This window comes from Flavobacterium sp. FlaQc-49, assembly GCF_044005985.1.
Lineage (GTDB): Bacteria > Bacteroidota > Bacteroidia > Flavobacteriales > Flavobacteriaceae > Flavobacterium > Flavobacterium cupriresistens.
On the sequence record NZ_JBIPCS010000005.1, the window covers coordinates 61,966 to 73,671 of the forward strand.

The following is an 11,706-nucleotide window of genomic DNA, read 5'->3' on the forward strand; positions in this document are numbered from 1 at the left end:
ATTTAAAAAAAACACTAATTAACACAATGGACGAAAAAAAAATAGTACTTCGTTTTTTAAATTCATTCAGGTTTAATGAAAAAGTTATCTACTCTGACGAGTGTATTAATCATCTTGAAAATAGTGAAATAATAATTACATATATAGGTAATAATAATATTTCCAATTTGATTACATTTTATGAAGAAAGATTAGAGACAAAATCAATTACAGGCAGTGTGTCCGTACCGGGTTATGAAAATTTAATTTCTAAATTATCGGAATCAGCCAATAAAGAATCAATTATTTATATTATTCGTTTATATGCTCCTAAAGTTGGTTATATTTTGTTTTACTTAAAAGAAAACAATGAGTTGTTTTACATTTTAAAAAATTATAATATGTCTATTGAAAAAGAAGAAGAAAGAAATAAAATTTATTCAAACCTTGGGTATCAAACATCTTTTTATATTAAACTGATAGCGGGGAAGATAATTACAGAATTTTGATAACCTATTCTGTTCTGCACAGAGTTCCAATAGAGAGTAGTACCGTAAACTATTTGCGAGCAGTAAAAGAAATCTAATAAAAACCGGACTACAGTTCCATCTCCTCAACTAATTAGTAAAATTTCATGAAAAACTACAACTTAGATTTTCTTCTAAATAAAAAAATAAATAGCATCCACGCTATCTCTATCAATGAAAACGATACTGTCTATGTTCTTTCTGATACATTAGTATTAACATTGGACGATGATTCACTTGTTCAGATCGTAATGGATTACGACATAAAAGTTTATCCATTATCCTCCTTAGAAAAAGTTATTCTATTAGGTGATTATGACCTTCAAAACTCGCAAATTTCTTTAGTAGAAATAAGCAAAATAAATGACAATCAAAAGATAACAGCTATTTATAATTATTCGCAATCAACATACCATTTTGGTTCAAAATTTCTAAATGCAAATCATGAATTTCTGTTTGGATTTTGTTTTGGTTGGGACGAAATTATGCTAGTAAATGAGGAAACCTTTCACACAATGTTGAATTCGTATGAAGAAAAAACGGAGACAATAGTTTTGGAGAATTAAAGAAATTTAATGATCTGCACCCAAGTTCTGTCAAGTGTTCGTTAAAAAACGTAATGCCGTGCGAACGTCTCCGACTTCGCCCCCTCTTCGCTCCTCTAAGAGTTCCTCATGAAAAGCCATCTAAAATCAAAGATTTTGGAAAGATTAATGATTATAAGATATATTTGTAAAAAACGCAAAGTCAGAGACATATTTGTCCAGCGTGTACTGGACTTTTAGGAGAGCTGGGATTATAAAAAGAATAAACCTTTTTTCAAAATTTATCGAATACAAAAGAGATAACCAATCATTAAATTATTATACAAATTTTAAAAAAATCTCGTGAAAAAATATTTATTATTAATCTTAATTAGTTTCCATGTTTCAAATAGATGTGATGCCCAAGAGATTACTAAAGACCAACAAATTTCAAACACATTAAAAGAGTTCTATTCAAGCTATACCAAAATAATAAGTAAAAGTTATTTTCCTTTTAAAAAAGAGCAATTAGTAGAATTAAGCTTACTTCAAAAAAAATATTGCACTAAAAAAGTGATTCTAGAATACAAACAATGGTATGAAGATGGTCATGACTTATTTACAAATGATTGGGAGGTCGATACGAAGTCATTAAATACAATGAGAATAATTAAAAATTTAAAGACTCAAAATAGTTATAATGTTTCATTTATAGTTGATTCGAACCCTGTATCACCCCAAAAAATTGTTAAAAAGGATATACAACTTCAAATTAACTTAATAAAAAACGGAAAAATATATAAAATTAATTCAATTATAGATATTACAAAAGAATAAAACTATTATGCAAGTCAAAGTCTTCTAATTTCCAAAGTCTTCCTTAAAACATAGAAGTGCTGACGAATATCTCCGACTTCGAACCTTCAACAATGAGCAAACAAAACATATAAAAACAAAATCGACTGTCTCTAAATTTATTATGAAAGCCTACCTATTTTGTTGTCTCTTTTATTGTTCATTTCGAGGTACGAGAAATCACACAAGAAACTCCGTTTCTATTTTCCGCAATTTTGTCATTCTGAGGAACGAAGAATCTTCATCAGATAATCCGTAAAGTGAAGTTCAACAGTATCAATTCAGCGAACGAAGATTCTTCGTTCCTCAGAATGGACAAACTGGACGTGAGTATTATGCCTGATTTCTTGTACCACAATGACAAAACTAGCTTATTATATTGATAAACCAGCATTGTTCTCTCAGCTCAAAAGCCTTTTAACGCCTAAACTTCTTTGATTTAAAAATCTTCCCTTTGTCTGTAATCATCATACAACTATACTCCGGGTACTGATTGATTAATTGAAGACCTGCTTCTTTTCCTAGAACAATTAAGGAAGTACTAAATCCATTTGCCATTTCTGCACTGGGACCGAAAACAGTAACACTTACCAATCCGGTCGCGGGATAACCTGTAATCGGATTTATAATGTGTGAATAACGTTTACCGTTTAATTCTACAAACTTTTCATAGTCGCCGGATGTGGTAACGGCTTCTCTTTTTAACGGAACTATTTTAACAAACTTCTCGGTATCAAAAGGGTTTGTAATCCCAATCGTCCATGCTTTTCTGTTGGGTTGTTTTCCCCATGTTGTCAAATCACCGGATGCGTTTACAATTCCGGCTTTTATGCCTTTGGCTTCCATAACTTCTCGGGCTTTGTCGGCTGCGTATCCTTTTCCAATTGATCCAAAACCGATTTTCATTCCGGGCAATTGGAGGAAAATAGTCGATTGAATACTGTCCAAAACTATGTTTTTATACCCCACCTTCTCTACCGACTTTTTAATTTGTTCAGGAGTTGGGATTTCGGTCATTGAACCGTCAAATTTCCACACCTTTTCCATTGCGGCAAAACTAATGTCAAAAGCACCGTTTGTCATTTTTGAAATTGCGATGGCACGTTTGGTAAGATCAAACACTTCCTTGTCTACTTTTACAGCACGAATACCGGCATTTTGATTGACTTCGGAAACTTGAGAATCTGATTTCCAATCTGAGATAAGATTTTCTATGCGTGTAATTTCTGCGATGGTTTCGTTTATTCGGGTTTCGACGGTCAAAGAATCCTGCGCTACGATGGTAATATCAAAACGACTTCCCATTAATAAGGTGGTTCTTTTTCGCATTACCTCTTGTCCTGTACAGCAGAAACTGTACAGAAACAAGAAAATTAGAATTGTATTTTTAAATTTCATTATCATATTTTATAACCTTATAACCTGAGTTGAATTATTAAGTTACTGATTTTTTTTAACACATAGAAACATAGATTTGGAAATTATAATTCGAGAAATTTTAAGAAAATCACACTTTTTCACATAGTGTCATGCGATTTATTTAAAGTAAAGCGTCTTTCTAAGCTTTGTTAATTATGTCTCTATGTGTTACAATTAATTGCACCCAACGGATATTAAATACTAACAAACAATAATTTAAATATTAAACGAGTTCCGGTTAATAACAATCTGCCAGCACCTGCTTATTTGCTTTATAATAGGCGAGATTATTTCCGTTTTTCTCTATGCAAATGCCGTCCAGTACTTTTTCAACATCTTGTTGCATTACCAGTGAACCGCAGATCATAACAACTCCACCTTGTTGCAATAAAGTAGCAAAGAACTCAGCCTCTTTTTGTATTAAATCCATCACATAACATTGATTTTGTTCGCGTGAAAATGCAATATGAAAATCTTTTAAATGTTGCTTCTCAATCTGGTTTTCTGCAAATTGTTTGTGTTTGGTAACGGTTTCAGTTTCATTCCTAAAACCTGTATACAAATGACAGGCTACCTTGCTCTTATTTTGTTCTATCATTCCCAGAAATGGGGCAATTCCGGTTCCGTTTGAAATCATAGCCACAGCAGTAGCTTTCTTTGGAAAATGGAAGGCTTCGTTTTTCATCACGCGAGCTTTCATAACGGAACCCGGCTGAAGATTGTACAAATATCCTGATCCTAGTCCATGTGGATGTAATTTTACCACGAGACTTATATTGCCATTACTTTTTCCAATCGAATACAAACGATCTCTGCCATCTCCTGCAGGGTAAACAGCGAGCAAATCTCCTGAAGTGAACTTTGTTCTCATTCCGGCACGCAAGGTCAACATAAAGGTATGATCGGTTTCTGAAATTGTCGTTTTTTCCAACACAATCATTTTTTCTACTCCTTTTGGCTTTTGAGCATACGTTGCCGGCGTTGTAGCTAAAGCAATTTCAGATTTTGCATTCCATTTTTTAACCCAGTCCGCAAATTGTACGGGGGATTTATCATCTATCGTATGCAAATCCAAAAAGCGATTGCTCCAGGTTTGAGCGCTCAAAATTTCATCTGTTTTTCTAGCAAAACCGCAGAAATCAGGATATGATTTTGAACCAAATCCGATTACAGAAACATTAACTTTTTGTTCTTGCGGGTATTGTTCAATCAAGGACAAAAATTTGGTCCCATTTGATGGTGCATCGCCTAATCCGTGTGTAGAAGTAAAAATAATAATATGTTCTGCTTTTGAAAAGAGAGCATATTCATTTAAACCTCCCAAATAAGAAGAGAAACCATTGGTCATTAATTGCATATGAACCGCGTTGGCAAAACGTAATGTACTTCCGTTTTCTGAGCCTGCCAGTAAAATAAATTGACTGTCTTTTGCTTTGTGTTTGTTTTTAATTCGGGTTTCCCTGCGACGTAAAGTCATTGCAAATCCGGAATAAATAAAAAATAAGATGTTTAGTGCTGCTATTGCCAAAATGATTGCCCAAATGGCACTTGCTCTTCCGGTATGCAGATCAAGGCTCAAGTTTTCGAGCAAAACTGTAGTTGGATAGTGTACTTCACTACTAATTTGCCCTGTAGACTGGTTTACCTGTATTTCACGGTCTGTTAATTTCAGTACATAAACTTCTTCGGGATCTTCTGTATCAAAAGGAAATTCTATTTTTTGAACTTCAGAAAGTTTAGTCTTTTTGAAAATTTCAAAATCGGCAATGCTCTGCAGTTTAAGAGCCTTATTTTCAACTTGTACTTCTTTCTGATCGTTTTTGTTTTCAGGGAAAAGTTTAAATCTTTGCATCGAAAGATACGTACCCGAAAGTGCCATGATCAAAATAGGAATTAACATCAGTCTTCCTAAGATAACATGGTAATATTGTACAAAACTGTCTTTAATAATTTTAGAGAAAAAACGTCGTACTCCTTTTTGTCTCTGTACCACTAATACGGAACCCGAAATAGCAATCAGAAAAAGTAAAAAAGAATTAACGCCCACAAAAAGTCTTCCGGCTTCATGTAAAAAAAGAGAACGGTGAAGTGAAGTAACCCATTGTATAAAATCGCTTTTCTTTTGGTTTTTCCCTACCACTTTGCCGGTAACAGGATTAATGTATGCATCAACATCGTTGCCGTCTTCATCAAGACCTTTTAATGTTGTAAATTGATTGTGATCTACGCTGATTTCACTAACTTCCAGATAATTTTTAGTCAACTCAGGAAGAACCTCCGCTACAGACAAATTCTCAAAATTAGCTACACGATAAGGTGGTATTTTCTCCCCCATTGCGTCGACAGCAAGTACCACTCCGGTAAGCGATGCCAAAACAAGAAAGAGTGAAGAAAATACCGCCAAAGTTAAATGAGCATATCTCCAAACGGATAATGTCATATGCCTTATATATTGCTAAGTTTTACATATCTAATGTAGCCTTTACCTTCCACTTTTTCAGTAATACCAGCTGTTGTTAAAGGTATTTCTGCGTCAGTCACGTGATATTTTTGATCTTCAACTGCTGATTCAAAACGTATTTTATACCCTTTGTCTATTTTAGCGGTTTCGATTTCAAACATCGTCACACTGCGGTCTCCTCCGGTAACAGAAGCACCTGTTTTTGCGCTTACATCTGCCTTTTTAGAACTGAATTTATGCCATTCTTTTAAACTTGTATACCATTTTTTATCATCACCCATTACATACAGGGTTTTTTCATATTCTCCTTTAGCATTAATAAGCGATACAGCTACATAAGCTCCTTCACCTACATAGTTTGACATTTGCAAAAGACATTTGTATTTGGTGGTTTGTGCCGAAGCCTGAAAAGAAAATAGGGATACAAGTACTGCCATCAGGCAGATTTTAGATACTGATTTCATTTATATTTATTTACTATTTTAAAAAGTCAATTGCTATATTATTCTTTGTTAACAATTCATTCTCTTGTGCCAGATTATAAGCTGTTTCGTCAAATTCAGTCTTAATCTCTTTTTTAGCCCCGATCGACAACAAATACTTCAAAACACTATCGTCTTTTGCAATCATTGCTGCTTTGTGTAATGCTGTTAAACCTTCTTTGTTTTTAGCATTGACATCAATGTTTAATCCGTCCAGTTTTTTCAACAAAGCGATATTGTTTTTGGCTGCAGCAGTATAATACAGGGTGCTTCCGTCTTTTTGTTGCGCTGCAAAGTTAATTCCTTTACTCTTTAATAAATTCAATTTATCGTCAAAATCGTCTTTTTGTGCTCCGCCTCTTGAACCTTTGTAAGATTCAATCAGATAGAATGCCAAATTGTTTCCTGCAGTGTCCTTAACATTGATGTCAGCTCCTTTGCTTAAAAGCAACGAGATCACTTCTGTAGAACTTCCTTTTACGGCAGCAGTTAATGCAGACTCTCCTTTAGTATTTACTGCATTGATGTTTTTTACTTTTGGCAACAATGTTTGTATTAGCTCAACATCTTTTCCTGCTGCTGCAATAATTAAAGCTGTATTTCCTTCTTTATCGGCTTTGTTGACGTCTACTCCTTTGTCTATAAAATATTTTACAATCTCAGCTTGCTTTTCTTTATAAGCAATGATATGAAGTACTGTTTGCCCATTTGAAGCAGTTGCAGTTGGTTTTAACTTTAAATCATCTACCAAGTATTTAAACACCTCGATAGAATTTGCACTTCTTCTCATTCCTTGAGCTGCTGTTACTAAAGCATTATCTGTATATTTTACTCCTTTGGCAGCTAATTTTTTCAATAAATCAATATTCCCTGATCTTGCTGCATAGTCAAAAGCAGTATTTCCATGACCATCAACCTCTTTAAGAGACAGCCCTTTTGATACTAAATAATCTGTAATGGTTAAATCTTTATCGCCGGGAATCGCAAGTAATAAAAGGGTTGCTCCTTCACTGTATTTTTTCTTAGGATCAATTCCTGCCTTAAAAAAAGCATCATATGTCGTTGGATTATTTACCCCTGCCGAAGCAGCAAATGCAATTGGTGTCGTGCCATGGCTGTCTTCCAGATTAATGTCAGAACCTTTGGCAATAAGATGTTGTACCAGTTCTGTGTTTCCTTTGTAAGCCGCCCAATGCAAATAAATACGATTATCGTGTGTCATTTTATTAGTTGCATTACCTGGGAGCTCTAACAAATATTTTATATCCTCAAGAGGTGCACTATTATTAATGGCCAAAACAACCGGATCGAAAGCATTTGCATTTAATTCTGCAGGATTATTTCCTTTTTCTATTTCAGCTTTCAAAGTCGCTAAATTTGGAGCAGCTTTCCAGAAATTTGCATCTAAAAGTTTATTTTCCTGAGCGTTAACCTGCAATGTCGCTGCGATTATGGCAGTAAAAAGTATTTTTTTCATAATTTAAATAATAACAAATGGTAGTGTATGAAACGAAACAATCCGCCCCGTGATTTCGAGGCGGAAAGTTAGTTCTTATTTAGAATATTTCAAAATAAGAATTAATGAATCTGTTCTAATTTTTCAACAAAAATCCTAGAACACTCCAATATAGCGATTTCCAGCTTTATTGATTAATTTAGCACCTTTTGTAACGGCTCCGGTTTTACCGTCAATAATATAGATATTACCATCTTTACCAACAGGAGTAACTGCAATAAAAAGTTCATTCTTATCTACTACGAAACCTTGATACTGCTCAAAACTTAAATCAGCATCATATGCAATACCTTCTACTAACTTAGCTGTTTTTGCAGTAAGATCAATTCTGGCCACAAAACTTTGCTTGCTAGCTCCAACTCTGTATACTGCATACGCAATAGCATTACCAACATATCTCCAAGCTTCCACATAAGATCCTTTTACTCCTAAAGCAGTATCTAAACTAAAGTCATAAGTGTTATCGTATTGATTGTTTTGATTGATTTTTAAGATATAAGAACCTTTAATTAAATCTCTCTGAGTTGCCTGATAAATGTTTCCGTCAGTAGCAAGAAAGCTGTTAAAACTTCTAAAACCACTTGTGTCTCCAAAAGCTACTGTAGAAGTAATAATCTGAGGGTTTGTTAATGAAGGATAATCTACTACTACAGATTTAGAGCCTAAACGTTCAAATGTAGTTTCGTTTTGCGCTGTAGCCGGATTTGTCTTACGCATCCAGGTACCGATGATCAATTTATCTCCTGCTTTGTTAAGTGTTGGAGCATCTAAACGAAAAATATGATGTCCTAAAACTTCCTCTGCATCAGACAATGGAATTTGGTATTGTTTAGCTGCAGAGATTGCAATCCCCTTTAAATCTAAAGACAATACGGTAGCACTACCTCTGGTGTGCTTATAAGTCTTGTCTTCATTAGTAACCACAACCGGAGCTGTTATATTTACCGCTACACCTGTTTTATCTCCGTCAAAAAGTTTGTTCCATCTTGGTGCTGTTCCCGCATATTGCGAAATGTTTACCGTGTTTCCTGATTGCAAAAAGTTTTTTCCCCCACCTACGGCATAAGTCATAAATTCACCTCCATTTGCTCCTGTATAGGTAATATTAAAAAGTGTATTACCATCTACAGACGATTGTAAACGTGCTGTTCTATTTGATTGTACAGGAGCACCATCGTCAAAAACATTAACAGAGAAACCTGGATCTTTTGCATTTTCTTTACTTATCGAAAATACTCTGGTCCCACCATCACCATCACCTGGTAATGTTTGCATTAAAGCTCCAGCAAGGGTAATCCAACGACTATCTGCTGCTGGTGGAGCAACAACAACCTCTTCTTTTTTATCGTCACTACTGCAGCTAGTTACTAGTCCAAATGTGGTTAGAACCAAACCACATGCAAGTAATTTAAAGGTACTCTTTTTCATATCTATTGTATTAAAAATTTAATTATTAAAATTTACTGATTGTATAGTTCAACTTCACATAAAAGGCTCTTCCTGGTTTTTGGGCACCGAAATTGTCGTATATCTGTTCGTCAAAAATGTTTCTGGCATCAAAACTTATTACAAAGTTCTTATTAGGTAAGGTGTAACTAGCTCCTAAATCTTGTGGAAACTGTGCCGGCGCATAATCTATTTCAAGCCATCCAGTGTAAAATGGAGCTACATAACCACAATTGTAATACAGATTTAGTTCTGATTTATGTTGTATAAAATCTTTAAAATTGTATTGAACACTTCCATTCACTGTAAAAAAGGGCTCGTTTGGCAACTGTTGATTGTATCGCTCCAGGACAGTACCATTACTATCGTACTTCATTTTAAATAGGGAGTTAAATTTTGACATGTTCAGCGATACAAACAATCTGTTATCGTAAACATACTCTGCTGAGGCTTCAAAACCTACTGACTGTGCTCTTCCTATATTTACAAAAGGCGATGCCTCGATTGCTTCATTTAATTTTTCGCTAATTCTTTGAACAATTTTATCTTCAGAATTTCTCCAGAAATAAGATCCACCCCAAGAAATTTTATGTTCATTGTATTTATAAGGTCCGAATCTCAACCCTACATTCAGGTTATTACTCAGCTCCGGTCTTAAATCAAGGTTCGCTAAAATATTAGATCCAGGTCTTCCAAATATCTCATCATCAGCCGGTAATCGGTATGCTTTCTCTGCAGAGGCCGAAACCATCACTTTTGGTGTCACGTAATAAGATCCTGCGAATCCATAACCATAAACCGAGGTGGTGTTTTTGATTACCTTTTCCGTTATAACATTTTGTACCACACTCCAGTTTCTGTGTGCAAATTTTTGCTCATAGAATTTACCGAAAATATTTGTTTTCAAACGATTGTCAAAAGCACTCATTTCATAACCCAACGAAGTGATGCTTTTTTGATAATCGTTTCTAGGCTCAAAGGTTCTTTGCAATTCAGGCTTCATTATATCTAAATCACTTCGATCCAAATTATAAAACATGCTACCAAGTATTATTTTATGATTTTCGTTCAGACTGTAATTTAATCCGGCTCTTGTATTGAGAATATTATTTTTTATCGTAAGCAGTGTTGCCGGGCCTTGTTGCGCTCCAGTATTTGATAAAAATGGGTTTCCATCTAGATTAACCGACTTCTTTCCGTCCCAATTATAAACCCATTTCACGGTATCATTTACGATATCATTTCTTTGGCTGTAAACCGCATTCATTGTAAATTCAAGCCCTTTTATCAAAAAGTCTTTTTTGGCATAATTTAGACTTAACACATGAGCCTCAGATTCTGTAAAACGACCTTTATACGGTTTTGTCATATATTGTCCGTGTTGGATTTGATTGTAATCTGCTGAACCATTGTAACCGATCAGAAAAGCATCGGCCCAATTAACTTTTGTAAAACCGGCCTCAACTCGTCCGCCATAAGAGCGGTACATACTTTCAAAACGTTTGACTCTGGTCGGAATCTGTTCTCCATTGGGCTTTATGTTGTACACAAATCTTCCCCATACTTCATAATCGTTGTCGGAGTAATTTGAAAATCCCGATGCTTTTACCGTAAAACCGGACTTAGCACGATAACTTGCATTTAGATTGGCTTGAAAAGTATTGAATGAACCATAGGAAACAGAGGCGTTTAAAGTATTTTTAGCTCCGTTTTTAAGAATAACGTTGATGGCTCCACCTAATGCATCATCAGCCAGGTGTGCGGGAATAACACCTTTGTACACTTCGATACGCTCTATTAGCGCCGGTGGAATACTATTTAAACTGAAGGATGGGCCGTAAGTAGAAATCGAAATTCCGTCAATAAATACGCGTACTGCATTTCCTGACATTCCATTTAGGTTGTAATCCACTCTGGAGCCCAGTCCCCCGTTTTGTCGAATTCTAACCCCTACGGATCGGTCTAATAAATCGTTTGTTTGAAGATTTCTTTTGGCTGCTTCTTCCGTCTCAATTACGTTTACAGAAAACCCTTTGTTGATAATCTCTTTTTTAACCGATGTTTTTTGAACAACAACCTCTTTTAAACCTTGTGGTCCTTTCTTTTCTATTGTTATGGCAACCGTCAAAGATGGACGGTCTAAAACGATATTCATTGTTTTTGTTTGAGCTTCCGCAGAAGAAACCTCTAAAGTATAGGCTCCATAAGGAAGTCCCTTAATTTCAAATCGGCCCTCATTATCTACCACCACGTATTTTTGAGTCCCCATGACCATTACTGTTGCACCAAAAGCATGTTCCTTGTCATTAAAAGTAACTTTTCCACCAACATTTCCGTTTTGAGACCAGGCCGAAAAATTAACCAGCAAGAACATGAGCAATAGTAAACGCATTTTTTTTGAATTTCTTAAAATAGGAAGGCAAAACTAGCAATCTATTTTTACTTAATCTAAATAAGCAGATTAGAAAATCATTAGAATTACATTAGAGATTCTAAT

At 34.9% G+C, this 11,706-nt stretch carries 9 protein-coding genes; 3 read left to right on the forward strand and 6 right to left on the reverse strand.

The genetic code is table 11. From position 1 onward, the window contains the following. The first annotated feature begins 26 nt into the window (after positions 1–26). From ACHRV3_RS12260 to ACHRV3_RS12270, 3 genes are all read left to right on the forward strand, one after another. On the forward strand, positions 27–488 hold the full coding sequence (locus ACHRV3_RS12260; protein ID WP_230001800.1) for a hypothetical protein: 462 nt from the start codon (positions 27–29) through the stop codon (positions 486–488). Positions 489–613: 125 nt separating this feature from the next. After that, positions 614–1,072, forward strand: a complete 459-nt coding sequence (locus ACHRV3_RS12265) for a hypothetical protein (protein ID WP_395434880.1) — start codon at positions 614–616, stop codon at positions 1,070–1,072. Between the two features lie 321 nt (positions 1,073–1,393). Beyond that, the gene (locus ACHRV3_RS12270) at positions 1,394–1,867 is read left to right on the forward strand and encodes a hypothetical protein (protein WP_395434881.1); all 474 of its coding nucleotides are present in this window, start codon (positions 1,394–1,396) and stop codon (positions 1,865–1,867) included. Positions 1,868–2,302: 435 nt separating this feature from the next. Here the strand turns inward: ACHRV3_RS12270 and ACHRV3_RS12275 are convergent, their stop codons facing one another. From ACHRV3_RS12275 to ACHRV3_RS12300, 6 genes are all read right to left on the reverse strand, one after another. Next, on the reverse strand, positions 2,303–3,289 hold the full coding sequence (locus ACHRV3_RS12275; RefSeq protein ID WP_395434883.1) for an FAD:protein FMN transferase: 987 nt from the start codon (positions 3,287–3,289) through the stop codon (positions 2,303–2,305). 253 nt (positions 3,290–3,542) lie between these two features. Then, a complete protein-coding gene (locus ACHRV3_RS12280) occupies positions 3,543–5,744 on the reverse strand; it encodes a PepSY domain-containing protein (protein WP_395434884.1) in 2,202 nt (733 codons plus the stop codon). Positions 5,745–5,749: 5 nt separating this feature from the next. Further along, positions 5,750–6,229, reverse strand: a complete 480-nt coding sequence (locus ACHRV3_RS12285) for a DUF2271 domain-containing protein (RefSeq protein ID WP_047776494.1) — start codon at positions 6,227–6,229, stop codon at positions 5,750–5,752. Between the two features lie 13 nt (positions 6,230–6,242). Continuing rightward, complete coding sequence (locus ACHRV3_RS12290) at positions 6,243–7,724, reverse strand: ankyrin repeat domain-containing protein (RefSeq protein WP_395434885.1); 1,482 nt, start codon at positions 7,722–7,724, stop codon at positions 6,243–6,245. A 135-nt stretch (positions 7,725–7,859) separates the two neighbouring features. Next, positions 7,860–9,191, reverse strand: a complete 1,332-nt coding sequence (locus ACHRV3_RS12295; RefSeq protein ID WP_395434886.1) for a hypothetical protein — start codon at positions 9,189–9,191, stop codon at positions 7,860–7,862. A gap of 25 nt (positions 9,192–9,216) precedes the next feature. Continuing rightward, complete coding sequence (locus tag ACHRV3_RS12300) at positions 9,217–11,601, reverse strand: TonB-dependent receptor (protein WP_395434887.1); 2,385 nt, start codon at positions 11,599–11,601, stop codon at positions 9,217–9,219. Positions 11,602–11,706: the final 105 nt, after the last annotated feature.